Origin of the sequence: Archangium sp. Cb G35 (assembly GCF_001896145.1) — a bacterium.
Lineage (GTDB): Bacteria > Myxococcota > Myxococcia > Myxococcales > Myxococcaceae > Archangium > Archangium violaceum.
Genome location: NZ_MPOI01000001.1, coordinates 227,403 through 253,378, shown reverse-complemented (window position 1 = coordinate 253,378; position 25,976 = coordinate 227,403). Strand labels below are relative to the sequence as shown.

The following is a 25,976-nucleotide window of genomic DNA, read 5'->3' as shown; positions in this document are numbered from 1 at the left end:
CCAAAGGGCTCCCCCCTCTCACGAGAGCCATCCGTCCGGGAGCCGGGCCGGGACATTCTGCCCCACGGGGGCACTCTGCCCCGGGCCGCCCCGCGTCGGGCACCCATCATCTCCTCCAGCGCCGCCCTCATGACCCGAGCACGGCACCCCGACAGGCGATATCCAGGGAGTTCCCCGGATGGGAGCAGGCCGGCCCCCATCCGCTTCACCCCTGGAGAGTCACGCTTGAGCTCGAGCACCAACCGTCACGACCTGTGGGCGCCGGAAGCGCGCGCCAACCCCCTGCCCGTCTACGCCCGCATGCGGCAGGAAGCCCCCTTCGTCCGGCTGTTCGACCCCTACTACAAGAACCCCGTCTGGGTGGCGACCCGCTACAAGGACGCGGTGGAGCTGATGCGCGACCCGCGCTTCACCAAGGACGTGCGCAAGCTGCCCGACAGCTCGCCGACCAAACAGAAGCGTTCCGGCGAGAACGGCGTCTTCAACCAGCACATGCTCTCGGCGGATCCGCCGGACCACACGCGCCTGCGCACGCTGGTGTCCAAGGCCTTCACCCCGCGCCGCGTCGAGGAATTGCGCCCGCGCATCACCGCCATCTCCCACCGGCTGCTGGACGCCGTGCAGGCCAACGGCTCCATGGACCTGCTCGACGCCTACGCCTTCCCCCTGCCGGTGACGGTCATCGCCGAGATGCTCGGCGTGCCCCAGGAGGACCAGGACCAGTTCCGCGAGTGGACGAACATCGTCGTCAACCCGCCCCTGGATGGGAACATGGAGGCCATCCAGAAGGCGGGCTTCCAGTTCGCCCAGTACTTCCAGGGCATGATGGCCCGGCGCCGGACCGAGCCTCGGGATGATCTGCTCAGCGCCCTGCTGGCGGTGGAGGAGCAGGGAGACCGGCTCACGCCCGCCGAGCTCATCAGCATGCTCTTCCTGCTGCTGGTGGCGGGCCACGAGACGACGGTGAACCTCATCGGCAATGGCGTCTGGGCGCTGCTCAACCACCCGGAGCAGCTGGAACGGCTGCGCGCCAACCCCGCCCTCATCGAGTCCGCGGTGGAGGAGATGCTGCGCTTCCGCGGCCCGGTGGAGACCAGCACCCAGCGCTGGGCCACGGAGGAGCTCGAGTTCCGCGGCCAGGTGATTCCCGCCGGCGAGAGCGTGGTGGCCTCGCTGCTGGCGGCCGACCATGACCCCGAGCACTTCCCCGAGCCGGAGCGCTTCGACATCACCCGCGAGCCCAACCGGCACATCGCCTTCGGCTTCGGCATCCACTTCTGCCTGGGCGCGCCCCTGGCCCGGCTCGAGGGCACCATCGCCATCAACCTGCTGCTGGAGCGGATGCCCCGGCTGCGCTTCGCGGAAGACCCAGCCCGGCTGCGCTGGCGCGACGGCATCCTCGTCAACGGACTGCAGCACCTGCCCGTGGCCTTCTGAGCGCGCGCCTTCCGGGCGCCCCCAGGGGAGGTTCATGCGAGGATGGGTAGCGCATGAACATCCCCTGTCCCCACTGCCAACGGCCCATCACCCCCGGAGTCACGACGTGTCCGGGTTGTGGCGCCTCACTGCTGCGAGAGTCGACCCCGGGCAGCGCCGAGCCCACGTGCGCCTACCACCCCCACCGGGTGAGCCTGGCCATCTGCGACCGCTGCGGCACCTTCGCCTGCGCCGAGTGCCTGCGGCTCAATTCGCGCCAGGAGGTGGTGTGCCAGCGCTGCCATGCGCTCGAGAACGACTCGCCCCTGCCGTGGGATCAGCGCGAGGAGCTGGGCACGTTCACCGCCTGGTGGAAGACGCTGGTGAGCGTGATGTTCCACCCGAGCACCTTCTCCACCGCCCGTCCCGACGGCAACGCCGGCGAGTCCCTGCTGTTCACGGTGCTGTGCGCCATGCCCAGCTGCATCGTGGGAGGCCTCTCCTATATGGGTGGCATCGCCTCCATGCCCCTTCTGCTCCCCGAGGAGGCCCGGTCCACGGGGAACTTCCCCACGTGGATGGGCCCCCTCATGTTCGTGGCCATCATGGTCGTGGGCCCGCTGTTCTCCGTGGCCTACGCCATCATCCAGGCGGGGCTCGACCACCTCGTGCTGAAGATGGGAGGCGTCACCCGGGGCTATTCGGTGACGCTCCGGGCCCACGCCTTCTCCGGGGCGCCCCTGGTGATCGGCGCGGTGCCGTGCATCGGCCCCTACGTCGCACTCATCTGGATGCTGGTGGCCCGCGTCCATGCCTACCGCGGGCTGCACCAGACGAGCTGGGGCGTGGCGCTGGCGGGATGCCTGGCCGTGCCCCTGCTCTCCTGCTGCCTCGTCGGCGTCACCGTCTTCTACCTGCTCAGCTTTCTGCGCGGTGGCTTCAACTGAGCCGCCCCCCGCTCAGAGGGCGTAGGAGGCGTAGCAGCTGCCCACCGGGCCAGCACCCGTGATGGGAGCGCTCGGAGCCGAGAGCCACGCGCCCTCGGCGCCGCACTGGTGCCACTGGGAATCCCCGCTGGACTGCACGCACGTGCGCGACGGCACCGAGCGGCCCAGCGTGGCGGACGAGCAATACGGCCAGGACGCCGTGCAGTTGGTGGGCTTGGTGGTGGTGCCCGCCGTGAAGGTGCCGTCGGCCTGGCACTGCCGCCAGATGGCGTCCGAGGAGCTCTGCACGCACACGCCCACGGCCACGTTCGCATCCACCGTGCCCGAGTAGCACGTGACGGTGCTGCCGCCGGTGCCCCAGTTGTACTCGCCCTTGAACTGGTTGTACTTCACCGCCACCAGCGACGAGCCGCCAATGTCGTTCCGGCCGCACTGGATGGCGTACGCGCCCACCCACGGGGTGTACGTGTAGAGCGCCGCGGTGGCCTTGTTGGCCGGCCTCACCGAGCACGGATCCGACGTGCTCTTCGTCACGCCCGGCTTCCACCCGGAGATGGTGGCCCGGCCCGCGTCCAGGTCGGTGAGGTAGCCGCGCAGCTTCTTGGCCGAGCACTCGATCTGCTTGCCGAAGCCCGCGTAGGAGCTGCTGCACCCGCCGCTGTCCGGGCAGCCACAGCCGGTGGCCTTGGCCAGGTTGGTCGAGGTGCCGCTGGTGATGAGGCTCGACTCCGTCTGGATGCGCGCCAGCATGTACAGCGGGCTGATGGTCTGCAGCTTGGACTGCTCCACGATGAGCGTCGCCGCCGTCTTGTTGCTCCAGGCCGGATCCTTGTAGGTGGCCAGGTACGAGCCCTTCTGCTGCAGGAAGGCCTGCACCTGCGCGACGGTAATCCACTGGCCGCCGGTGATGTCCGTGTCCTCGAGCAGCCGGTGCATGTCGTACTCGGTCGTGGCCGGCTCGAGCACCTGGCCCGTGAGCTCGTCCACCACCACCTCGTCCTCGGACGGACCGCAGCCCACGGCCAACAGGGCGGGCAACAACAACAACGTGTAGCGCAGCTTCATCGCGTGCCTCGTTCATGGCCGTGGAACCGGAGGGGGGAATCCCGGCTCCACGGCGGGGGGGAGGACGCGTCTTAACATCAGAGAAGACCGTATTTCCCGTTTCTTCTGAATGTTGGAAGAATCCAACATTCATCAGGGGAAGCGCTTACTTTCCCAGGCGGCGGCGGGCGCGCTCGCGAGCGGCCTCGAGCGCCGAGTCCACGCTCCGCTCCTCGCGCGGCTTCGTCTCGGGCGAGGCCGGGGCTTCCGGAGCCGGTCCCGTTCCGGCCGCGGGCTTGCTCGAGGGACGAGGCGAGGCGGAGGGAGCCGGCATGCCCGGCACCGCCACGGCCGCCGGGGTGGAAGCCGCCACCGCGCGCCGGAGCCTCGGGCCCGACAGGAAGCGGCGCACCACCACCTCCGCCAGCAGCACCGCCACCGCCAGGGCCACCATCCAGGGCGCCAACGCCACGCGGCCTTCGGACTCGGGCGCCTCCGCGAAGAGGCCCGTCATGGAGAGCCGCTCCAGGCCTCCGCCCACGGCCGCCACCCCGCGCAACACCTCCAGGCCCTCCTGGGCATTGCCGGGCTCGAACTCGGGCGCGTAGGGCAGCGTCACCGGAGGTGCCCGCAGCACCCGAGTGCCCAGCTTCACCACCGGGTGCCACGTGCCGCTGCCCGGCAGCGTGTACTCGGCCGTCACCCGGTCCTCGTCCTCCCAGCGCATGGGCAGCTCCACCGGCGCGCCCCTCCCGTCTCCCGGCAGCAGCACCAGCGAGGGCAGCGCACCCGGCAGGGCCTCTCCCGGCGCGAAGTCCAGCGTCACCCGCAGCAGGTTGCCCCGCCGCTCCGAGCGCGCCACCGCCTCGCCCTCCTCGCCCGCGCCACCCATGCTCCAGCGCACCATGCCCTCCAGCGCCGCGCGCAGGCCGCTCCAGGTGCGCAGCTCACCGGTGAATTCGCCATCCACCTCCGCCATGAAGGCCACCACCCGCCCCGAGCCGCGCGGCCACAACGCCAGCACCGGCGCCGCGTTGTCATCCAGCGTCCGCATCGCCACGCTCGCGCGCGGCCGCAGGTACGTGAGGTTGTAGCCACCCACCTGGGGCAGCCCCAGCGACGGCAGCCTGCCGAGCAACGGCAGGTCCGGCGCCGCCTCCAGTGAGGCGGGCTCGTCCACGAAGGTGGCCCGCGCCACGGCGATGGTCTCCTGGCTGAAGATGCGCGGCAGGCTCATCGCGTCCTCGGCGAAGTAGATGCGGCCTCCGCCCCTCGTGGCGATCTCCTTGAGCAGCTCCGCGTCCGAATCCTTCTCCGAGCCCAGGCCGATGACGGACACCGTCACCTTCTGGCCCTGCAGCTCCGAGAGCGTCCTCATGAAATCGTCCGGCTCCTCCGAGTCCGCCGCGTCCGAGAAGAGCAGCACATGCCGCGTGAGCTTGTCGCTGCGCAGAATCTGTTTGCGGCCCGCCCGCAGCGCCTCGCCCACGTAGATGCCGCCTCCGCCGCTGAAACCGCGCGACACCTCGTTCAGCGGCAGCCCGTTCTCCACGGGGCTCATCGGGAAGATTTCGTGCACCTGGGTGTCCACCATGTGCACGGACACCTCGTCCTTCTCGTTGAGCAGGGTGAGCGCGCCCACCACGCCCTCGGCGGCCAGCTCCATCTTCGTGCGTCCGTCCGGCACGGTGGCGCCCATGGAGCAGCTGCAATCCATCAGCACACTCATGGCCAGGGCCGTGCGGCGCTGCTCCTCGCGCATCTCCAGCGACACGGGCAGCAACGGCTCCACCGGCGAGCGGCGGTAACCGCCCTCGCCGAAGCTGGAGCGGCCGCCCGTCATCACCAGCCCGCCCCCGGCCTGCTCCACGTACGAGGCCAGCACGTTCAGCGCCGGCTCGCCGAGCTGGTTCGCGTCCACGTTCTCCAGCACCACCGTGCCCACGCCGTCCAGGGCATCGAGCGTCACGGGGAAGGGCGCGCGCACCTCCAGCAGCAACCCCGCCGAGCGCAGCGCCCGGGCCAGCGTGCCCTCCGGCTGCGCGGTGAGCAGCAGCACCCGGGGAGGCCCCTCCACCCGCAGCACCGCCTGCCCCACGTCGTTCTCCACCACCCCGTCGCCAGGCGCCACCACCGTCAGCCGGTAGGCCACGAGGCCCGGCTCCTCCACGAGGTCGCGGAAGGGCAGCAGGTTGGGCCCGGCCTGGAAGTCGAAAGGCCCCTTCACCAGCACGCGGCCATTGCGCTCCAGGCTCACCGTTCCGGAGACAGGCGCCGAGGCCACCACCACCCCGGTCATCTGGAAGGGCTCGTGCGCCCTCACCGCGGCCGGCACGTCCAGCGAGAGCACGGCGAGGTCGAGCGGGGAGTCCTCGCGCGCCACCTGGCGGAAGTCCACGGCGATGCCCCGCGCCGCCAGCCGCCGCGCCGCGCCCCGGGCGTCCGCGCCAGTGGCTCGTCCGTCGGACACCACCAGCACCCGGCCCGTGCGGCCCGGAGGAATGAGGGCCCCCGCCGCGTCCAGCGCCGCCGACAGGTCCGAGGCCTCCGTGTCCACCGGCCGGGTGAAGCCGCCGAAGCGTCCCGCCTCCGACAGAGCCTGCTCCACCCGGGCCTCACGGCCGAAGGAGATGACGCCCACCCTGTCGCCGGTGCGCCGCTGTGTCTCCAGCAGGCCCACCAGCTCCGAGGCCACGCGCCCCGCGTCGGTTGGCATGGAGCGCGAGCGGTCCACCACCACCACCACGTCACTGCCCGCGTGGCGCAGCACCCACTCGGGGCCGGCCAGCGCGCCCACCACGAGCAGCAACAGCGCCCACCGCAGGGCCATGGGAGGACCGGGCCGCTGGCCGCGCTTCCACAGGAAGAGGCCCAGCGGGACGAGGAGCACCAGCGCCTGCGGCAGGGAGAAGCTCATTCGGGAGGGAACCGGCCTCGCTCACGGAGGAGGTTTCTCCATGCTACCCACCCCGCCCTGGCTGGGGAAAGGGGACCCTCGCGCTAGGGAACGTCCACCGCGCGCCCTCCGAACGGAGGATCCGCCTGGATGGCCTGGGCGAGGCGATCGGCGAAGGCCTGGCCCTCCCGGGCGTAGGCGTCCGTCTCCCGCGCGTCCAGCCGCACCCGCACCGCCGACATCGCGATGCCGCCAACCACCACCTCGATGATCAGCGCACCGCTCCGGTCGCGCAGCAGCCTGTAGAGGAGCGGGCTTTGGAGCAGGACCTCCTCGTCGCTCAAGGGATCTCCTCGACCCGGGCCTGCGCAACCGGAGCGTTGATCACCATTACCTCCGGCACCCCTCCCGACGTGAAACCGCCGAACTTGAAGCAATCCGTGTCCTCGGCGCTGGTGCACTTCCACACGCCCGGATCGCTATCGACGGGCAGACGCACGCAGACCCCGCTGGCATCGAGGTCGAGCGTCATCATCCGCAGCGTCCCCTCGAAGTTCTTGGCCGGCAGACCGAGCGCCTTGCCGAGAACCTCCGGGTCATGTGTGCCGCCCTTCATCGAGTCCTGGACGGCCTTCTGGATGACGCTCGCTGGCGCCGCGAACAGGTAGCAACCGGTGTCGTTGCAGCGGCCAAAGTTCTTCGCGTTCGTCTGGACGACGAACGTCTGGTAGGCGCTGTCCTTCATCAGCCACGACACCTGACGGCCGGGGAACTTCTCGGCGATGTGCTTCTCGATGGTGTAGGGGCTGGCGCGCTCATCCGCCTCCCGGGAGATCTGGGCCTGCGTGGCATCGCACCGCGCGATGAGTGGCTCGGGGGCCGGACGGGTGGGGGTGGCGGGAGGGGTGGTGACACAACCGGACGCGACCAGGACCCAGAACAGCGCGACAATCTTCTTCATGGAGGCCTCACCGGGGCAGCGGGAAGAGGCGCAGCGTATACCAAGGGTTGGCGTCCTCTTCGTCAGATGCTCACTGCCTCCGTCCCCGCTTGGGGGAACCACCGGCTACGGCCTTTCCTCCACTCTTTGCCTTGAGGGGACGGGACCTGGTCGCACGCTTTCCGGTGACGGACCTCCGAGCCAGCACATCCGAAAGGTGGTTGGCGCGCAGCGCCCGTTTGAGCCAGCGATCGAGCAAGGCCAGATCGGTACAACCCAGGATGCGCTCACGGGACTCACCATCCACGTAGAGGGCGCGAGCAGCGAGGACCCGAAGCACGCCCTCGGCCAGTCCCTCGACCCTTCCTTCGGCCCGCCCCTTGGCCAATCCCTCGATTCTTCCCTCCTCCCGCCCTTGCCGGCGTCCCTCCGCCCGGAGTCGCTGTCCCTCCGTCCACATGAGTGCCTCCACTCGCTGTTCTCGCAGCACGCAACCTAACACCCGCCGGGTGACTTTTCCAGTAGCCTTCGTCCCCCGTTCCCGGAGGTAGTGGATGACCGCCTCCAACTCCCTCCTTCCCTGCGGTGAGCCGTAGACTTTCTTGAACAGGTCTACCTGGTGCATCAGGCGCCTGTTCAACTCCCGGGTACTGGTCAGACGAAGCAACACCAGGGCCAATTGAAGCGGTCATGAGGTCCGGACATGGACACTGGCCCGGAGCACACGCCGGGCCAACGCCACCGGAGAGGGAAACCGGAGCCCGGGCACCATCCACGAAAGTGGAAACCGTCTCCGCCCTCGTCCGTCCAGGCCAGCGCTCGGGAAGCTCAGGGCCCGGTCAGTGGCGCAGCAACCACGCCGCGAACGGTCCCCAGGCCAGCGCTGGCGCGTCCTCCGCGTACAGGAGATCGCCATGGCCGAAGTCCTCGGCGACCCGCTCCGGCCCGAACCGGCGGACGACGAGCGTGGTGACATCAGACGACGAGACCCGCGTCGTCGAGTACAGACCGTGGTCGCCAAACCCGCCCGCGGCGCCGAGATAGAAGAGCGGGACGCGGATCTTCGCCAGCTCGGGCCTGGGCGTGGTGCCGCACCAGATCTCATCGAACTCCGCGGTCTCGCGCATCGACTGGTGCGGCGGCGCGCTGGCGAACCACGCGCTCACGCGCTCCTCGGACGACTCGCTCAACCCCGTGACATTGCCATCGGCGTCGAAGCTCGGCGCGCTCAAGTGGTACAGCGGCGTGTACGGCGCGAGCCACCAGGTCAGGCCCGCCAGCGTGAGCACGACTCCGCGATTCGTGTAGGACGGGAACAAGGGCGAGGGCTCATCGGGCAGGCTCCGAGCCAACTGGCCCGCCGTGATGAACAAGCTGTTGCTGGAGTCGGTCACCCCCTGCGCCAGCGCGTCTCGTCCCGCCGCGGCATTGGCGCACGCCAGGGTCCGCAGATCAGCGTCCTCGGGCGAGAGGTCGTAGTAGATGTCGAGCGCGGCGATCGCCGAGAGGTGACGGCCATCGGCGGCGGCGTACGCGTAGGTGAGCTGGGCGCCATGCGAGAATCCACCGAGGACGATCCGGCCCGGATCGCGGTCGGTGACGGTCCGCGTCGCCCGCGCGAAGGCGAGCGCGACAGCGGTGTCACCAATCGCCTGGCCGACGCCCATCCCGCCCATATCGGAGATGTCACCGTCTTCGGAAGGCAGCGTCCAGCGCCGATCGACGCCCCATGCGTCGATGCCGCGGGACACCAGATACGGGGCGAGCCCCGGGGCCGGCGACGCGGGATTGCCGAGCGACGGCACGAAGTTCGTGACGAAATTGGCGAAGTCTCCGTGCATCAGCATCACCGCGCGCGTGGTCGGACGCGGCCGCCACGGCGAGAGCTCGCGGACGACCCGGTGAACGCGCACGCGTGCGTTCGGCGTGGCGCCGACGCGGAGGTCGAATTGATAGTGATAGATGTCGCCGGAGACGTGCTCGCGCGTCACCGCGAACGGTGCGCTGACGGAGGCGAGCTGTTCCGCTTCTACGCGCGTGGAAGTGGACGCGAGCGCGGGCCCGCACGCGACGAGCACGGCGATGGCCAGACCAAGACGAGACATGGTGGGAAACTCCTGGGGGCGAGCCGATATCGCGCAGGGATGACGTCAGCTCGTTCCCGGATGCGAGAGTGGATACCTCATCCGTGAAGCATCCCCGACATATCAGACAGATACATCTTCAAGGGATATCGCGTGCGCTCGAGCGGTTTTCTCGCCCTCTCATAAACGCACCAGGAATGAGGCTCACTTCACCTCGGTGCGCCGCGTGATGTGGAAATCCGCTATCAGCGCCGCCAGCAGCACCAGCAGCGGCCAGCGCGCCCGTCCGGGAGCGGTGCCGCCCGCCTCGTCATCCCCCTCCGCCTGCGCGGGCCTGTCGCCCTCGCCTCGCCCGCGCAGGTCCGACTCGCGGGCATCCAGCGGCAGCACCTCCACCACGTCCACCGGCTCGCCGTCCCGCTCCAGCGAGTAGCGGCCGGGCACCGCGGGAGGCGGCAGGCTCAACGCCCCCGCGCCGAAGAGGGGCCGCGTTCCCTCCGGTCCCTCCAGTGCGTAGCGCGCGCCCGGCCGCGTCACCACCGCCAGGGTTTCACCGAGCGAGAGCTGCCGCCGGGGGAAGCCTTCCTGCGAGCGCCGCACCTCGCGCAACAGGTTGCCCAGCAGCACCGGCCACGAGGGCGTGCGCTGCACGTTGGAGCGCGAGAGGTCCACGTTGAGGTGCACCCGCCCCTCCGCCTCGGAGAGCAGCACCACCGAGCCCGCCGTCATCAGGGGCCGGCCCGGAGGAGGCTCGGCACCGGCCGCCCAGCGCACGCCGCCCAGTTGCACGTCATCCAGCAGCGGGTGTCCCTTCTCCGCGAAGAAGGGGCCCACGAAGGTGCGCACGGCGCCGCCCACGCCCACCGTCAACCGCGCGTCCGAGCCCCGGGGACCCACCACGAGCGCCCCCTCTCCAGGCCCCTGCTCCACACCCGGCGACACCGCGAGGAAGCGCTCCAGCGCCGAGCGTGCCGGCGCGTCCAATCCCTCGGCCAATGCCACGCGCACCCGCCGCTCCGGGGCAGGAGGGAGGCGGGCCTCGCCGTCCTCGGGCAGCGCGTCCGGCGGCAGGGACACCTCCACGTCTCCCGCGTTCTCGAAGGTGAAGCGCAGCGTGGCCGCGCCCTCCTCGGGCAGCCGCACCCGCTCGCGCCGCTCGGTGCCTTCCTTCGCCCCCGGGCCGGGCCGGGCCACCGCGCGCACCTCCGTCTCCTCGGGCCCCGTGCCGAAACGCGCCACCCGCAGCGTCACCGTGGCCGTGGAGCCCTCGTCCCTGCGCCACGCGGACACCAGCGCCACGTTGTCCCGAGGGGCGCCCAACGCCGTCCACCGCACCGCCTCGGGCACGGCCATGCCCTCCGTGGGCGGAGCATCGGTGAGGAAGTGCACGTGCCGTCCCGGGCCCGCCAGTTCCTGGGCCCACAGCAGCGTGGGTGCCACGTCATGGTCCGCGCCCAGGGCCCGGAAGGACTCCAGCGCGGCCAGTGCGCGCGAGGGCTCCGCCTCCGGCCCCGCCAGCACGCGCGGCACCGTGCCACTGGCCAGCACCGTCACGCTCGTGGCCTTCTCCTCCTCCACGCGCCGGGCCGCCTCCGCGCGCACCTTCTCCAACACGGGGCGTCCGTCCGCGCCGCGCGCCGACATCGAGAGGCCGCCGTCCACCACCAGCACCACGTGCCGCGTCCGGGCCTCCTCGCCCAGGCGCACGTCCGCGAGGAAGAGGGCCGCGGCCACCACCGCCAGCGCCTCCAGCAGCAGCGAGGCCTCGCGGGTGAAGCGCTCGAAGCGCGGGCCGGCCTCGGCGCGGTGGCGAGGCGTGCGCCAGAGGAAGAGGGCACTCACCACCACCGGCTTCTGCTTGCGCCGCAGGAAGTAGGCCGCCACCAGCGGTGCGAGCGCCCCCAGCGCCAGCAGTCCCCAGGGAAAGCCGAAGCTCATGCCACCCCCGCCGGGAGGAACAGGGGCCGCAGCGCTCCGGCCACCAGCGTGCGCAGGGCCTGGGGCGCGGGAGCCACCAGGTGCACCGCCCGGGCCCTCGCCGCCGCGGCCCCGAGTGCCTTCTGGTGCTCGGCGAAGCGCCGGGCGTAGGCCGCCAGCACTTCTTCCGTGAGGAGCTCCTCCAGCGCCGCGCCGCTCTCCGCGTCCACCAGCCGCGCGCCCTCGCCGCCCGTGGGCTCCAGGTCCTCCGCGTCCAGCACCTGCACCAGGAAGAGGACCGCGGCCCCCTGCGCCAGCCGCGACACCAGGGCCGGCAGCGGCGCCTCGAAGAGGAAATCGCTCACCACCACGCGCAGCCCGCACGGGCGCAGCGGTGGCAGACGTCCGAGCGCGGCGTGCAGATCGTCCTTCGCATCGAAGGTGGCGGAGCGCAGGGCGGAGCGGCACACCTGGCCCTGGACGCGCTCGGGGCGCGCGCCGCCCACCAGCAACGTGGGGCTGAGTCCCTGGTGGGCCCCCACCTCCGTGGCCAGCAATGCCAGCTCGCGCGCGCACCCGGCCTTGCGCGGCGACAGCGCCATGCTGCGCGAGCCGTCCAGCAGCACCTCCAGGCGAGGGGACACCTCGTCCTGACGCACGCGCAGAATCAGCTCGCCGGTGCGCGCCACCGCGTTCCAGTCCATCTGCCGCAGGTCGTCTCCCGGCTGGTACGCGCGGAAGTCATGCAACTCCAGCGAGGAGCCGGCCGAGGCCGCGCGCACCTCGCCCACCCGGCCGCGTTGAGGCGTCCGCGGCAGGGCCAGCGCGAGGCCCGGGGCCAGCCGGGCCACCTCCGCCTCGTCGAAGTCCAGGGCGGTGCTCATGAGGCGGCGTGGGCCCGGCGCTCGCGCTCGACGAGGGCCCGGTCCGCGGCGAAGGCGGTGAGCACGGCCACCAACCACACGCAGGCGAGCAGCCCCAGGTTCATCTTCGGCTCGTCCAGCGAATAGTTGTAGTCATTGAAGTTGTCCATCCCGACGAAGGGATTGAGCAGGTTGAAGAGCGGGTCATCCACGCGCTGGTCGAAGAGGACGGCCAGCAGTGGCAGCAGCGCGCCAGCCAGGCCCGACAACGAGAAGAAGAGGACGCGCACCACGGCCGGGGAGGCGAGCCGGTCCGATTGCGGCAGCCGCCCCACCACCAGCGGCAGCGACAGATAGAAGAGCGTGTAGGCCGGTGCGGCGAGTACCCCGAGCAGATGGGCCTCGCCGGAGCCGCTGCCGCTCCCGGAGATGAAGAAGAGCCCCAGGCACAACGCCGTCCAGCCGAGCATCAGCAGCACGACGAGCCGGAAGCCCCGCACCGCGCCCGGACGCAGGAGGCTCCAGGGACGGGTGTGGGCGCGCAGGGCCCGGGCCTGGCCATCCACGTCCGTGGCCACGAAGATGCCAACGACGGCCAGGTGCACACACCCCAGGACGCTCGCCCCCGAGGCCGCGCTCCCCGATGGGGAATCCCACAACGACAGTCCCAGCAGCAACACGCCGGTGAGCCCCATCTGCAGGGTGAGCGCCAGCCGGGGGCCCCACGTGTAGTTCTCCGTGGCCAGCGACAGGCGTGCGGCGGCCGTCTCGAAGAGCAACCACCCGTTGGTGAGCATCACCCAGAGGCAGGCGCCGACGGCGATGAGGAAGTCATCCCCGCGCGCGACGGAGCGGTAGCCCTGCTCGCTCAAGAAGAAGGCGGCGATCAACCCGTACAGCAGCGCCATGCCCAGGGAGCCCAGCAGGACGAGGTGCACCAGGGCGCGCCCGATGCGTCCATCCGCGAGCGTGGCGGCGCACACCGCCACCACGGTGAGGAAGAAGAGCCAGCTGGCGCCCAGCACGAGCACCAGGAGGATGGTCGGCAGATCGATGCCGTTGAGGTAGTAGCTGAAGAGGAGGAAGGGCCCCACGGCGGAGGCGTACAGCGCGGCCTGCACCAGGAAGGAGGCCACCTTGCCGCGGAGAATCCTCCGGGGCCCCAGGCCAGTGAGGATGAGCAGCACCCACGTCTCGTCCTCGCGCTCGCGCGCCAGCGAGCGGTAGGCGCTGTAGGGGATGATGAAGAAGTGCACCACCGCCAGGCAGACGTAGAAGCCGAAGAAGAAGCCCTGGCCCTTGGTGGAGAGCGTGCCTTCCCGCGTGGCGACATAGGCCACCATGGAGAGGATGAAGCAGGACAGCAGCATCAGCCCGAAGCTCACCCAGAAGACGCGCGAGCGCAGGCCCTGGCGCACCTCCTTCACCACCAGCGGGTTGAGCCTGTCACCCAGCCGCTCCAACAGTCCGGGCCGGGCCTCCTCGCGCGGGGCGGTGCCCGCGGTGTCCGTGGCGAGCGCGCTCACGCCACCCTCCCCTTCGTCACGTGCATGAACGCATCCTCCAGGTTGCGCTCGCGGTGGCTGAAGGCGCACACCGGCACGCCCGCCCCCACCAGCGCCGCCAGCACCCGCGCCGCCGACTCGTCCACCCACTGGCCCGTGGCGCCGCCCTCGTGCTCCAACCGGACCCGCAGCGCGTCGCCCTCGCGCGCCACCTGCTTCACCCGGGGCTGCTCCAGCAGCAGCCGCTCGGCGCGCGCCCACACCGCCTCGCCCTCCTCGCCCGGGAAGAGGCGCACCATCAACTCCGCCACCGCCGTCCCCGTGGCCTGCGCGAGGATGTCCGCCACCCGGCCCGTGGCCAGCAGCCGGCCCTGCTCGATGATGGCGCAGGTGTCACAGATTTCCGCCAGCTCGGTGAGGATGTGGCTGGAGATGAGCACCGCCTTGCCCTGGTCCGCGAGCGCGCGCAGCAGCTCGCGCAATTCAATCCGGGCACGCGGATCCAAGCCGTCCGCCGGCTCGTCGAGGATGAGCAGCTTCGGGTCGTGCAGCAGCGTGCGCCCGAGCGCCACGCGCTGCTTCATCCCCTTGGAGAGCGCGCTGGTGAGCTTCTCCTGGAGGGGCACCAGCCCGGTGAACTCCATCACCGAGGCCACGCGCCGGGCCCTCTCCTTTCCTTGGAGGCCGTAGGCGCGAGCGAAGAAGTCGAGGAACTCGAGGACGGTGACATCGTCATAGGTGCCGTAGCGGTCCGGCATGTAGCCGATGAGTGGCCGCACCTTGTCCGGGGTGTCCACCAGCGAGTGCCCGTCCAGCGTCACCTGGCCCGCGTTGGGCGTGTCCAGGGTGGCCAGGATCCGCATGGTGGTGCTCTTGCCGGCCCCGTTGGGCCCGATGAAGCCCAGGATGGTGCCCGCCTCCAGCTCGAAGGACACGTCGTCCACCGCGCGCAGGGCGCCGTAGTCGCGCCGCAGTCCCTTCACCTCCAACAGGCTCATGGTCCGTCCACCCTTCCCTGCACGAAGTGCGCGCCCTCGTGCAGCTCCGCCGGGAGCGCCGCCGAGGGCAGCAGTCCCGGTCCCTTCAGCTTGGCGACGAAACCGCCCTCTGGCAGCGGCCCATCCAGCGTCTTCCAGTCCACGCGGGTGAAGCGGCGATTCACGGGTACGGAGAAGTCCACCATATTGAGGAAGGACACCTTGTCCTCGGAGGGGGGCGCCAGCGTGGCCTCGCCCTCGGCGCCGTCGGCGAGCGCCGGCAGTTCCCACAGCTTGCCGCCGAGCCGCACGTAGCCCGACGCCAGCGGCGCACCGAGCGCGTTCTGCACGCGCAGCTCCTCGCCCTCGCGGCGCACGCCGAGCCGGGCACGAGAGGGCAGCATCGCCACCTCGCCCCACTCGCGGTAGGTGCGCGAGGGCAGGAAGCTCCCCGTCACCGCCATGCCATTCGTCCAGTCCGCTTCCGTGGCCTGCGACTCCCACTCCTCGTCCGGACCGATCAGCGCGGCCATCGCCGGGAGGTGCAGGCCCTCCGGCTCCAGGTTGGCGTAGTAGCCACCGATGCCCACCATCAACGCCCGGTCCCTATCCCGGTCCAGCCAGATGAGGCTGTAGCGGGAAGCATGGAGGGCGAAGCCCTCCACGAGCACGGACCAGGCGACGATGGCCAGGCACGTGACGAGTGCCACCGAGGGCACGGCGATGAGCAGCGCCACCGGCCCCTTGCGCCGGGCGAGCATGAGGCCCCCGGGCCCCACCGCCAGCACGAAGAGGGTGATGAGGAGCAGGAAGCGGCCCACCGGCGCCTGGACTCCGGGCAGCAGCGGCACCTCGCCGTTGTTCAGCAGGTGGTTGTTGAAGGGCCCGCGTTGCCAGCTCGGCGGAGGCCCCGCGGGAGCGACGACGCTCACCTGGCCCCGCTCCGGATCCTCCATGCGGTCCACGTCGGCGATCATCCCCTCGCCGCACTCCTTCGCCTGCGCGCACACCCGCAGCCGGCCGAAACCGTAGGGAACCACGCCCGTGGGCATCTGGGTGAGCAGCGGCAGGCGCGCCACCACGTCGCGCGGTGGGCGGAGGAGGACCAGGTAGCCGCCGGTGGCGGCGTAGGCCTCGAGCGCGCTCCACGCATCCGCCGGAAGCGCGGTGACGTCTCCGGCCACCACCACCATCCGATGACCCACGTAGAGGGCGAGCTCGCGCGGCGCGTCCCGTGGCTCGATGAAGCGGACCGACAGCTTCGGACTCTCCTTCACGCGGGACACCTTCGTGCCCGACACGAAGGCCTGCTCCGAGCCCAGCACGAGCACCGGCTGGCCTATCGGGTCCACCGAGTAGAAGTTGAAGGGCCGGAAGGTGCTGCCCGGGCTGCTCACCCTCACCATTCCGCCCTCCGAGGTGCTGGGAACGGGCACCCAGGCGGAGAGCCGCTGGCGGGGGCCCACCTCCACCTGCCGCGAGGACACCTGGGAGCGGCCCACCCGCTGCGACTCGACGCGGATGCTCACGGCACGCGGGGTGGCGCCCGGGTTGAAGAGCACCACCTCCAGCGGGATGTAGCCGCCCGCGGGGCGCAGCACGCTGTTGACCACCGTGACCTTCAGGTCCCCCTCGGAGATCTCCCCGGGCTGGCCCAGCACCTCCTGGTAGCCGCCAACCTGGTCCTCGCGCATCCTGAGGCCCTCCTCCTCGGAGGCCTCCTCGACGGCGGGCTCCTCCTCGGTGGCCGGGGCCACCACCGCCGTGGGCTCGGTGGCCACCGCGAGCGAGGGGCACACCGCCAGCAGCAAGGCGAGGAGCGCGGCGGGAAGACGCTCACGCACGGGGCACCTCGGGGACGGCCTGGAGCAGGGCGCGCACCACGTCCTGGGCGCCCACCTTCTCCAGCGAGGCCTCGTAGGCAAGCACCAGGCGATGGTTGAGGACGGCGGGGGCGGCGGCCACCACCTCGTCGAAGCCCATGTTGGGCTTGCCCCGCATCAACGCGAGCGCCCGCCCGGCCGAGGCCAACGCCAGCGCGGCGCGAGGGCTGGCCCCATAGCGGACGAAGCGGCGCACGGGCTCCGGCGCACCCGGGGCGCGCGGGTCGCTCGCCTCCACCAGCCGGCCGATGAAGTCCGCCACCGGCACGGGCAGGTGAACCCGGTCCACCGCGGCGAAGAGGGAGGCGAGTCCCTCGGCGTCCGTCACCTGCGGCAACACGGGCGGCGTGCCGCGCACGCGCGTGGTGAGCAGGGTGGTGAGTGTCTTCGCGCCCACGGGCGGCACCTGGACGCGGAAGAGGAAGCGGTCCAGTTGCGCCTCGGGCAGCGGGTAGGTGCCCTCCAGCTCGATGGGGTTCTGGGTGGCGAGCACGAAGAAGGGCTCGGGCAGCGGGCGCGTCTGGCCGAGCACCGTCACGCTGCGCTCCTGCATGGCCTCCAGCAGCGCGGACTGCGTCTTGGGGCTGGAGCGGTTGATTTCGTCCGCGAGCACCACGTTGGCGAAGAGGGGCCCCTCGCGGAAGGTGAAGTCGCGGCGGCCCTCGCCCTCGAGGATGTAGGTACCGGTGATGTCGCCGGGCAGCAGGTCCGGGGTGAACTGGATGCGGCGGAAGGGCAGCCCGAGCAGCCGCGCGAGCGCCTTGCACAGCTCCGTCTTGCCCAGGCCCGGCAGGCCCTCCAGCAACACGTGACCGCGCGCGAGCACCGCCGCCGTCACCTGCTCCACCACCTGCGTCTGGTCGAGCAGCACCTGATTCAGCCCCTTCTGAAGCTGCGCCACCCTCTCCGCCGCGCCCTGCACCTCGGCGGGGCTCAACAGTTCCGACACGGCCGACTCCTCTCCTAGGGTTCCCCCCCGAAATACCGCTTCACCAGGTCCCGGTTGCGGGGCAGCAGCGGCCCCGCCGAATGTCCCGCCTCCGCGTCGCCCTGGGCGCCCGTCCCCTGCGCACCGCCACCTCCACCTCCACTGCCCTCGCTCCGCTGCGGTTCCGCGGAGCGCAGGCCCCACAGCCCCTGGGCCTCGCCCCCCTGCCCCTTCGGCAGCGGCTTGAAGGCGAGCCGCTCCGGATCCATCTGCGCCTCGTCGCCGAAGACGAGCGGCTGGCTCTCCCCGCCCCGGCCCACACCGCCCTTGCCCTGCCGCGTCTGGCGGCTCGCGTGGCCGCCCTGGCGTCCCTGTCCCTGCCCCTCGCCCTCTCCGTCTCCTGGCCGCGAGCCGTTGCGCCCGTTCCCGCCGCGCCCGTTGCCCTGGCCGAAGCGCTGCTCCAGCTCACGTTGGCGGCGCTCGAGCGTCTCGCGCAGGCTGGCCACCTCATCGCGCGAGCGCGCACCTCCGCCGCCGCCCTGCTTCGCCTGGGCCTGCTGGCCGCTGGTGCCGCCATCGCCCGCGCCCGGAGCACCACCACTATTGCCGGAGGCGGGGTTTCCATCCTCCTGGCCCTGTTGCTGCTGGGGCCGCGCGGCATTGTCCGCGCCCAGCGCCATCAGCGCGTTCTCCAGGGCCTCGCGCTCCCGGGCGGCGGCCTCGGCTCCGGAGGCGGCGTCCAGTGACTCCTCCAGCTCACGAGCGGCCTCGGACGCGGCGGCCAGCTCGGCGGCGGCCTTCGCGGCGCGGGCCTCCAGCGACTTCTCCAGGCTGTCGGCGGCCTCCCAGTCGGCGCTGTCGAAGCGGCCCTCGGAGACCTCCTCGGACAGCCGGCGCAGCTCCTCCTCCAGCGGGGTGCCCAGCGGCTCCTCACGGGCGAGCGCCTCGGCCTTGGCCTGCACGGCGGCCACCTTCGCCGCGGCGGCCGCGTTGGCGGGGGGCGCCCGGCGCGCGGGCAACGGCAGGAGGAATCCGATGACGAGGAAGGCGAGCGCCGCGAGCAACGCGCCCACCGGGCGTTTCCAGGCCACGGGTGGCGGCGTCACCGCGCGGGCGTACTGGTTGACGGAGAGCTCCCACTCGCCCACGGGGCGCTCCAGCCGGGTGAGCAACAGCCCGCCCGCGCCGGCCGAGCGATCCGCCAGCACCGCCGCATGCGCCAGGGACACGCTCCGGGCCCGGGCCCGGACGAGCCACCACGCGCCCGCGGCGAGCAGCGGCACCGGGAGCACCCAGGCTGCGGCGTCGCGCAACAACATCCGGGCCAGCACACAGCCCGTGGCGGCGGACCACACGGGAGCCACCGCCGCCTCCGTCCAGAGGACGGCGTTGAGACGCCGCCGTACGCGCCGGACAGGAGCGAGGACGAGGGCCTGCAGGCGGCGTTCATCGCTGGCGGGCATGAGGACTCCGAGTCTCGGACACTCGGAGGCCCTTCCACAAGCCACCTGCTCCAGGGAGAAAGGCGAGGAGCTGGACGGACGGGTCAGAGACCTCCCGCACACTGTACGTGCGAAGGGAGGTCAGCATGCATCCATGGCTCCGGGTCACCGCACAGTGGGTTCTGCTGTCGCTGGCGCTTGTCGGAGCGGGCCCGGGCACATGTGTCGGCGGCCACGTTCCGCCATCCATGTTCCAGTTCCAGAATGTCGTGCCCTATAGCCCTCCACAAGGTGGAGGATGGAAGGTGGCCCAGGTGACCATCCTGCTGGGCAGGCTTTCTCCCCATTTTCCCGAGGCCGCCAGTTGCGACATCGAGGTGGGCGTTCCGGAGAAGAACTGGAAGGGATGGGTGCTGGATGAATTCGCCCAAACAGCGGCCGCCAGGGCAGCGGACGAGGCCGCACGTATCGTCTTACGGGAGCGCCTGCCGACTGCTCTGGCCTGTAAACAATTCAGGGAACATATGGAGCGCATCCTGGCGGACAAGGCCATCGGTTCCATTCCTGGTGCCAAGGTCAACGGCTTCAAGGAAGTAGGCGTGCCTCGGAGGACGTTTCCGTGAAGCACAAGCCCCGCACGTCTCAAGCACGGTAGAAGGATCGAGTGCCTTCTCCAAGAATGGAGCCCCCAGCGGGAAGCCCCCTTCATGAATCCAGAACCGACAGCAGAGGCGCTCGTCCAACTCCTCCACCGCTACTACCCGGCTGGTCTCGACAATGAGGATCCGCGATACAGGGAGTCAGAAGAAGGCCAGCGCCTCGAAGCGCTGCTCCAAGCCCACATGACTCCTTCACCGGGTTGGCAGGCCTTCAAACTGCGGCTCCACCAGGAACTCCCCGACTGTTGGCTCTGGGACGCGACGGTACCTTCACACGACCCCTGTTATGACTGTCGCGTTTCCCTGCCAGGCTTTCAGGTGGGGGACTCCCTGTACGATTGCGTCGTCTGCCTGGTGAGCAAGCTCGCCCCGGTGTACGCGCTCTATGCCTCCCATACAGACAAGAACGATCCTGGCGAGACGGGCCACTGGCTGCGCTTTCCACCGTTGCCCCCCAGGTTCCAGGCCCACGAGGCCAGGCTCGCCACACTCATCGAGTCCACCTTCGGCTACACCCACCTGTCCAACGACATCCTCTTCACCCCCGTGCCGGACCTTGTGCCCCGAACGGCCAACTTCGGGCTCGGCAAGGCGCAACTCATTGACTGCCTCTTCACCCGGCACCGCTGGTAAGACGAGACACCTCGGTTGTCCCACTTGGAGTGGACCAATGGGTTCTTCAACGAATCCACAATGAACCAGAGCAGCGTGTCAGGACTTCGAGTGCGCGCCGTCTCTCTTCCCAGGGTGATTCGAGGGACACCTCGAGCACCCCGATGAGGCCCGTTCCGCCCGGGGCGGCGGCGGTCTGCAAAACCGTTGTTGCCGGGTTCAACTCCCGGACGGGCCTCCACCTCTTCCCCACCCCGCGAAACCGCCACGTCCCGCGTGGCTACTGTTGCGGCGGCGGCTGCTCGTCCTGGCTGGCCGGGTCCTCACTGCCGCCCGTGCCCTGCTGCGAGCCACGGCTCGTCACGTCCACGCGCAGTGCCGTCGGCTCACCGCCCACATCCTGGTACGAGGCGCGCACCTGGCTGCCCTCGGGGATGTCCGCGCTGGAGGCCTGGCGCCCATCCACCAGCACCTGCGTCTGCGCGTTGAGCTGCAGGCGGATCTGCGGCTGCCCCGCTCCGCCCGAGCTGCTCAGCAACAGCTCGTCCGGGCTCGCGCTCACCACCTGGCCCGTCACCAGTTGCTGGAGCTGCTGGTTTCCCTGCAGCTGGGCGTTCTGCTGCTGGGTGCGCGCCACCTGCTCCTGCTGCTGCGCGGCCTGCTGCTGCGACTGGGCCAGCTCCTGCTGCTGCTGACGCTGGGCCTCCAGGGCCTGCTGCTGGGACTGCTGGACCTCCGCCTGCGCCTGCGTCGCCTGATTGGAGGCCTGCTGCTGGGCCCGCTGGGCCTCCTGGAACTCCTGCTGCGCCTTGGCCTCGGCCTCCTGCAATTCCTTCCGCGCCTTCTCCACGTCCTGGCGCGCGTCGGCCACCTGCTTCTGCTCATCCGTGGCCCGCTCCTGGACATCCTGGGCCTGCTCCATCGCCTGCCGCGAGCGCTCCTGGGCCGCCTCCACCTGGGCGCGCGCGTCGTTCTGCACATCCTGCTGCTGCTGTTGTTGCCCCTGCTGCTTGCAACCGGCCGTGACGAGCAACGCGGCCACACCGGCGGCCAACCATCCCGAGCCCTTGAACATGGACCCCTCCTGTCAGTGACGAGACAAGGCAAAGATGGAGACCCCCCGCGTGACGCCAACCCGGAGTGCCCTCGCGGAGGGCTGCCCTGGCCGCCTGCCCTCCCAACGTGGATGCCGGGCCGAACGCACCGGGCGTGAACCCTTGCGGCTGGGGCGCGAAAATTCCCGCGTCACCGGAAAGTGAGCCCTAGCATACACGGTTTTACGTTTTATAAGCGACGTTGACGGTAGTTCCTCTTCCCACACACGATTCGTTTTCAACGGCAGCCCTTACAGGGGGGCCGCTCCATCCGCAGAACGTTTGAGGTGAAGAGCGAATGACGCTGAAACAAGCGTTGATTTCGGGGTGCGCACTTGCACTCCTTTCCGTCGAAGCCAAGGCGCAGGAGCAGGGCGCGCCCACCGAGGCTCCGCAGCCGGCCGCCCCCGCGGCCCCGGCCCCGGCTCCTTCCAACATGCGCAAGATCACCGGCAAGGTGCTCGATGCGCTGACGAACGATGGGCTGCCGCTCACGCGCGTCATCATCAAGGGCACCACCAAGGGCGTGGAGACGGAGCTGGACGGCTCCTTCTCCCTGGACATCCCCCAGGGCCCGGTCACGCTGCTCTTCTCCAGCCAGGACCACAAGGACCGCGAGGTCGTCGTCGGCGCCAGCCGTGACACCGTGACGGTGTCGCTGGACGCCACCTTCGTCGAGGAGATGGTGGTGGTGGGCCGCGCCAGCGAGCTGGCCCGCAAGCACCTGGCCAACTCGGTGGCCTCGGTGAACAACGAGGACCTCAACCGCGCTCCCGCCGCCACGGTGGACCAGGCCCTCCAGGGCAAGGTGGCCGGCGCCAACATCCAGAGCAACTCGGGTGCTCCGGGCGGCGGCATGCAGCTGAAGCTGCGCGGCGTGTCCACCGTCAACGGCTCCAGCGCGGTGCTCTACGTGGTGGACGGCGTCCTCATCAGCGACGTGGCCATCGCCTCGGGCGTCTACCAGCTCACCGAGTCGGTGCGTGGCTCCAACCCCTCGGCCACGCAGGACAACCAGGTCAACCGCATCGCGGACCTCAACCCCAACGACATCGAGAGCATCGAGGTCCTCAAGGGCGCGTCCGCGGCGGCCATCTACGGCTCCAAGGCCAGCAACGGCGTGGTCATCATCACCACGAAGAAGGGCAAGGCCGGCGCGCCCCGGGTGGACGTCACCCAGCGCGTGGGCATGTACTCGCTCTCCAACACGCTCGGCTCGCGCCCCTTCACCTCGCGCGACCAGGTGGTGGAGCGCTACGGCGAAGAGGTAGCGGCGCAGTACTGGACCGGCAGGAATTTCAACCAGGAGGCCCTGCTGGCCGGCCGCCGGGACATCTCCTACGAGACGCTCGCCAGTGTGAGCGGCACCTCGGGTGACACCCGCTACTTCGCCTCGGCCATGGTGAAGGATGACAAGGGCATCATCCAGAACACCGGCTACCAGAAGCAGTCCTTCCGCCTCAACCTCGGGCAGAAGCTGGGCAGCGATGTCGAGGTGAACGCCAGCGCCAACCTCGTCCACACCCTGGGCAACCGCGGCCTCACCAACAACGACAACACCAACATCACCTACTACATGGGGCTGGCCTCCACGCCCAGCTTCGTGGACCTGCGTGCCAACGGCGCCGGCATCTACCCGTCCAACCCCTTCGTCTCCAGCCGGGCCAACCCGCTGCAGACGGCCGCCCTCATGACGAACGATGAGGACGTGTGGCGCCTGCTGGGCTCCGCCGACGCGGTGTGGAACGTCTACAAGAGCGAGACGCAGAGCTTCAAGGTGCTCGGCAACCTCGGCGTGGACCGCTTCCAGCAGCAGAACAAGGTGTTCTCGCCCAGCACGCTCGCCTTCGAGCTCCCGCTGGACAACCTGCCGGGCACCTCGCTCCAGGGCAGCCACGAGGTCCTCAACCTCAACACCGGCGTCAACCTGGTGCACAACTACAAGCCCGCCGGCGGCGGCGTGAACGCCACCACCTCGGCCGGCTTCCAGTACGAGCAGAGCGGCGTGGACTCGCTCTACGTCATGAGCGCCGGGCAGATCGCGGATCAGCCCAACGTGAGCTCCGGCACGCAGCTGCGCGTGCGCCAGAACCGCGCGCTCGTGCGCGATCGCGGCTTCTACCTCCAGGAGGAGATGCTGCTGATGGACGAGCACCTCACCCTGGTGGGCGCGGTGCGCGGCGAGCAGAGCAGCGCCAACGGCGACCCCAACCAGCTCTTCTTCTTCCCCAAGGTGGCCACCGCCTACCGCTTCAAGCCCTTCCACCCGGCGGTGAACGAGTTCAAGGTGCGTCTGGCGTACGGTGAGACGGGCAACCGGCCCACCTACGCGCAGAAGTACCGCCCGCTGTCCTCCACCAACAACATCGAGGGCCTGCCGGCCATCATCGGCTCCGGCGTGGCCGGCGCCAAGGACCTCCGTCCCGAGCGCCAGCGGGAGTTCGAGGTCGGTGTGGACACGATGCTCTTCAACGGCAACGCCGTGGTGGAGCTCACCGCCTACCAGCGCAACATCTCCGACCTGCTGCTGCCGCGCACCATCCCCGGCTCCACCGGCTTCACCACCGAGTTCGCCAACGGTGGCGAGATGTTCAACCGCGGCGTGGAGGCCATGCTCCAGGTCACCCCGGTGCGCAACGATGACTGGGAGTGGACGTCCAACACCACCTTCACCCTCAACCGCAGCCAGGTCACCTCGCTGCCCGAGGGTGACGTGCGCATCCCCGTCTTCGGCACCAGCCTCGGCGAGTTCCGCCTCCAGCAGGGCGCCAGCGCCACGCAGATCGTCGGCGACCTGGTGCAGGAGGATGGGACGACGCTGCTCCGGAAGATTGGCGACGCGGAGCCGGACTTCCGCATGGGCTTCAACAACACGGTGAAGTACCGCGACTTCAGCCTGTCCTTCCTGCTCGACTGGCAGCAGGGCAGCGACATCATCAACCTCACCCGCTTCCTGTACGACGCCAACAAGAACTCGGTGGACTACACGACGCGTGGCATCGAGCGCCAGACGATGTCGCTGACCGACGCCGCCGCGTACGTGGAGGACGCCACGTTCCTCAAGCTGCGCGAGGTGACGTTGAGCTACAACCTGCCCGCGTCGCTGCTCTCCAAGGCCCCCATGGTGAAGTCGGCCCGCATCAACATCAGCGGCCGCAACCTGCTCACCTTCACCAACTACTCCGGCCTGGACCCCGAGGTGAGCAACTTCGGCAACCATCCCATCGCCCGTAACGTTGACGTGGCCCCCTTCCCGCCCAGCCGCAGCTTCTGGACGTCGCTCGACGTGGGGTTCTAGGACCATGAGGACTCGCAACAACATGAAGAACATGAAGAAGGTGGTCCTGGCGCTGTGCGCCACGGTGGGGCTTGGCGGGTGCGGTGACCTGTCGGTCCCGGACCTCAACAACCCGAGCCTCGAGTCGTTCCAGGAGACCCCGACGCGCACCGCCGTGCTCAACGCGTCCACGGGTCTGCTCATCGGCACCCGCGCGGGCGTGACGAACCAGAACGGCTACGTGGCCCTGCTGGGCGTGCTGGGCCGCGAGGGCATCGTGCTGGACTCGGCGGATCCCCGCTACATCGCCGAGATGCTGGCGGGCCCCGCGCTCAACGGCGGCAGCCCAGCCTTCGGCGGCAATCTCTGGGACAACCCCTACGCCAACATCCGCAACGCCAACACCCTGCTCAACGCCCTGGAGAAGGTGGACGGCGTCACGGATGCCGAGAAGAAGGCCATCCGCGGCTTCGCCAAGACGATCCAGGCGCTGGACTTCCTGGCCATCATCAACACCCGCGACACCAACGGCGCGCCCATCGACGTGAACCGTCCGTTCGGCGCCGAGCTGGCCCCCATCGAGAGCAAGGAGAAGGTGCTGGCCCACATCGCCCTGCTGCTCGACGAGGCCAAGGCGGACCTGGAGGAGGGTGGCACGGCGTTCCCCTTCCCCATGAGCAGCGGGTTCAAGGACCTCACCCCGAGGACGGACGGCAAGGTGATCGACATCACCGTGCTCAACTTCATCAAGGTCAACCGCGCCATCAAGGCCCGGGTGGACGTGTACCGCGAGCTCTGGGAAGAGGCGCTGGTGGACCTGGAGGAGTCGTTCATCACCACCGCTCCCGGCTCGCTCGACCTGGGCGTCTACCACGCCTACAGCACCGGCTCCGGTGACGTGAAGAACACGCTCAACGGCCCCAACATCTTCGCCAACCCCATCCTCCTGGAGGACGCGAAGCAGCCGGATGGGACGACGCTGGATGCCCGCGTGATGGACAAGGTGAAGGACGCGAAGAACTCCGGCGAGCTGCCGGGGGTCATCGAGAAGTTCACCAAGTCCTTCTCGCACTACGAGGCGGACAACGCCTCCATCCCCATCATCCGCAACGAGGAGCTCATCCTCCTGCGCGCCGAGGCCAACATCCGGCTGGAGCGGTACGAGGCGGCCATGAACGACATCAACCTCATCCGGACCTCGTCCGGTGGCCAGGCGGAGATCCCCGAGGTGCTGGAGGGCGAGCTCGCCATCAACGAGCTGCTCTATCAGCGCCGCTTCTCGCTGCTCTTCGAGGGCGGGCACCGGTGGATCGACATGCGCCGCTACGGGAGGCTGGAGGAGCTGAAGCGGGAGGATCCCCCGGGCATGTCCTTCAACGTCCACCCGCGCTTCCCCATCCCCACGACGGAGATGGTCGGACGCTAGTCCTCATTCACTGAGGGAATGAGCGGGCGGGCATCCATGCGATGTCCGCCCGCTTCGTTTAGAGTG

Annotated in this window: 20 protein-coding genes and 1 tRNA gene; 7 read left to right on the top strand and 14 right to left on the bottom strand. The window is 70.1% G+C overall.

Annotation, left to right across the window (positions count from 1 at the left end; translation table 11 throughout):
• Nucleotides 1–225 precede the first annotated feature (225 nt).
• Nucleotides 226–1,437 (top strand): cytochrome P450, encoded by a 1,212-nt coding sequence (locus BO221_RS01065; RefSeq protein WP_073558472.1) that lies wholly within the window; start codon nucleotides 226–228, stop codon nucleotides 1,435–1,437.
• Between the two features lie 53 nt (nucleotides 1,438–1,490).
• The gene (locus tag BO221_RS01060; RefSeq protein WP_073558471.1) at nucleotides 1,491–2,363 is read left to right on the top strand and encodes a YIP1 family protein; all 873 of its coding nucleotides are present in this window, start codon (nucleotides 1,491–1,493) and stop codon (nucleotides 2,361–2,363) included.
• A gap of 12 nt (nucleotides 2,364–2,375) precedes the next feature.
• Here BO221_RS01060 and BO221_RS01055 read toward each other — a convergent pair whose 3' ends face one another.
• The 13 genes from BO221_RS01055 to BO221_RS00995 form a co-directional block, all read right to left on the bottom strand.
• Nucleotides 2,376–3,428 carry a hypothetical protein gene (locus BO221_RS01055; RefSeq protein ID WP_073558470.1) on the bottom strand — a complete coding sequence of 351 codons (1,053 nt, stop codon included), beginning with the start codon at nucleotides 3,426–3,428 and terminating at the stop codon, nucleotides 2,376–2,378.
• Nucleotides 3,429–3,573: 145 nt separating this feature from the next.
• The gene (locus tag BO221_RS01050; RefSeq protein WP_073558469.1) at nucleotides 3,574–6,324 is read right to left on the bottom strand and encodes a VWA domain-containing protein; all 2,751 of its coding nucleotides are present in this window, start codon (nucleotides 6,322–6,324) and stop codon (nucleotides 3,574–3,576) included.
• A gap of 83 nt (nucleotides 6,325–6,407) precedes the next feature.
• Complete coding sequence (locus tag BO221_RS01045) at nucleotides 6,408–6,647, bottom strand: hypothetical protein (RefSeq protein WP_073558468.1); 240 nt, start codon at nucleotides 6,645–6,647, stop codon at nucleotides 6,408–6,410.
• A complete protein-coding gene (locus BO221_RS01040) occupies nucleotides 6,644–7,264 on the bottom strand; it encodes a hypothetical protein (protein WP_143195199.1) in 621 nt (206 codons plus the stop codon). The genes BO221_RS01045 and BO221_RS01040 overlap by 4 nt, the downstream gene beginning before the upstream one ends.
• 70 nt (nucleotides 7,265–7,334) lie before the next feature.
• Nucleotides 7,335–7,868: a hypothetical protein gene (locus BO221_RS52185; protein ID WP_198956044.1), complete on the bottom strand. Its 534-nt coding sequence runs from the start codon at nucleotides 7,866–7,868 to the stop codon at nucleotides 7,335–7,337.
• A 214-nt stretch (nucleotides 7,869–8,082) separates the two neighbouring features.
• Nucleotides 8,083–9,348, bottom strand: coding sequence for a hypothetical protein (locus tag BO221_RS01030; protein ID WP_073558466.1), 1,266 nt, complete (start codon nucleotides 9,346–9,348; stop codon nucleotides 8,083–8,085).
• 183 nt (nucleotides 9,349–9,531) lie between these two features.
• Entirely contained in the window at nucleotides 9,532–11,265 is a 1,734-nt protein-coding gene (locus BO221_RS01025; protein WP_073558465.1) for a VWA domain-containing protein, read from the bottom strand.
• Nucleotides 11,262–12,128 (bottom strand): DUF58 domain-containing protein, encoded by an 867-nt coding sequence (locus BO221_RS01020; RefSeq protein WP_073558464.1) that lies wholly within the window; start codon nucleotides 12,126–12,128, stop codon nucleotides 11,262–11,264. The genes BO221_RS01025 and BO221_RS01020 overlap by 4 nt, the downstream gene beginning before the upstream one ends.
• Nucleotides 12,125–13,633 (bottom strand): ABC transporter permease, encoded by a 1,509-nt coding sequence (locus BO221_RS01015; protein WP_073558463.1) that lies wholly within the window; start codon nucleotides 13,631–13,633, stop codon nucleotides 12,125–12,127. Before BO221_RS01015 ends, BO221_RS01020 begins: the two co-directional genes overlap by 4 nt.
• Nucleotides 13,630–14,610 (bottom strand): ABC transporter ATP-binding protein, encoded by a 981-nt coding sequence (locus BO221_RS01010; RefSeq protein WP_073558462.1) that lies wholly within the window; start codon nucleotides 14,608–14,610, stop codon nucleotides 13,630–13,632. The genes BO221_RS01015 and BO221_RS01010 overlap by 4 nt, the downstream gene beginning before the upstream one ends.
• Nucleotides 14,607–16,433: a hypothetical protein gene (locus tag BO221_RS01005; protein ID WP_083680614.1), complete on the bottom strand. Its 1,827-nt coding sequence runs from the start codon at nucleotides 16,431–16,433 to the stop codon at nucleotides 14,607–14,609. Before BO221_RS01005 ends, BO221_RS01010 begins: the two co-directional genes overlap by 4 nt.
• Nucleotides 16,426–17,421: a MoxR family ATPase gene (locus BO221_RS01000; RefSeq protein WP_073558461.1), complete on the bottom strand. Its 996-nt coding sequence runs from the start codon at nucleotides 17,419–17,421 to the stop codon at nucleotides 16,426–16,428. The genes BO221_RS01005 and BO221_RS01000 overlap by 8 nt, the downstream gene beginning before the upstream one ends.
• A 14-nt stretch (nucleotides 17,422–17,435) precedes the next feature.
• On the bottom strand, nucleotides 17,436–18,863 hold the full coding sequence (locus BO221_RS00995) for a hypothetical protein (protein ID WP_073558460.1): 1,428 nt from the start codon (nucleotides 18,861–18,863) through the stop codon (nucleotides 17,436–17,438).
• 125 nt (nucleotides 18,864–18,988) lie between these two features.
• Between BO221_RS00995 and BO221_RS00990 the strand changes: the two genes are divergently transcribed.
• The 3 genes from BO221_RS00990 (at nucleotide 18,989) to BO221_RS54720 (ending at nucleotide 20,354) form a co-directional block, all read left to right on the top strand.
• On the top strand, nucleotides 18,989–19,465 hold the full coding sequence (locus BO221_RS00990) for a hypothetical protein (protein WP_143195198.1): 477 nt from the start codon (nucleotides 18,989–18,991) through the stop codon (nucleotides 19,463–19,465).
• A gap of 390 nt (nucleotides 19,466–19,855) precedes the next feature.
• Nucleotides 19,856–20,134 (top strand): hypothetical protein, encoded by a 279-nt coding sequence (locus tag BO221_RS00985; RefSeq protein ID WP_143195197.1) that lies wholly within the window; start codon nucleotides 19,856–19,858, stop codon nucleotides 20,132–20,134.
• 147 nt (nucleotides 20,135–20,281) lie between these two features.
• Nucleotides 20,282–20,354, top strand: a tRNA-Cys gene (locus BO221_RS54720).
• Nucleotides 20,355–20,393: 39 nt separating this feature from the next.
• Here BO221_RS54720 and BO221_RS00980 read toward each other — a convergent pair.
• Nucleotides 20,394–21,188 carry a hypothetical protein gene (locus BO221_RS00980; protein WP_073558457.1) on the bottom strand — a complete coding sequence of 265 codons (795 nt, stop codon included), beginning with the start codon at nucleotides 21,186–21,188 and terminating at the stop codon, nucleotides 20,394–20,396.
• A gap of 317 nt (nucleotides 21,189–21,505) precedes the next feature.
• Between BO221_RS00980 and BO221_RS00975 the strand changes: the two genes are divergently transcribed.
• Together BO221_RS00975 and BO221_RS00970 are read left to right on the top strand one after the other, a co-directional pair.
• Entirely contained in the window at nucleotides 21,506–24,505 is a 3,000-nt protein-coding gene (locus BO221_RS00975; protein ID WP_198956043.1) for a SusC/RagA family TonB-linked outer membrane protein, read from the top strand.
• Between the two features lie 4 nt (nucleotides 24,506–24,509).
• Nucleotides 24,510–25,910 (top strand): RagB/SusD family nutrient uptake outer membrane protein, encoded by a 1,401-nt coding sequence (locus BO221_RS00970; protein WP_233165564.1) that lies wholly within the window; start codon nucleotides 24,510–24,512, stop codon nucleotides 25,908–25,910.
• Nucleotides 25,911–25,976 lie beyond the last annotated feature (66 nt).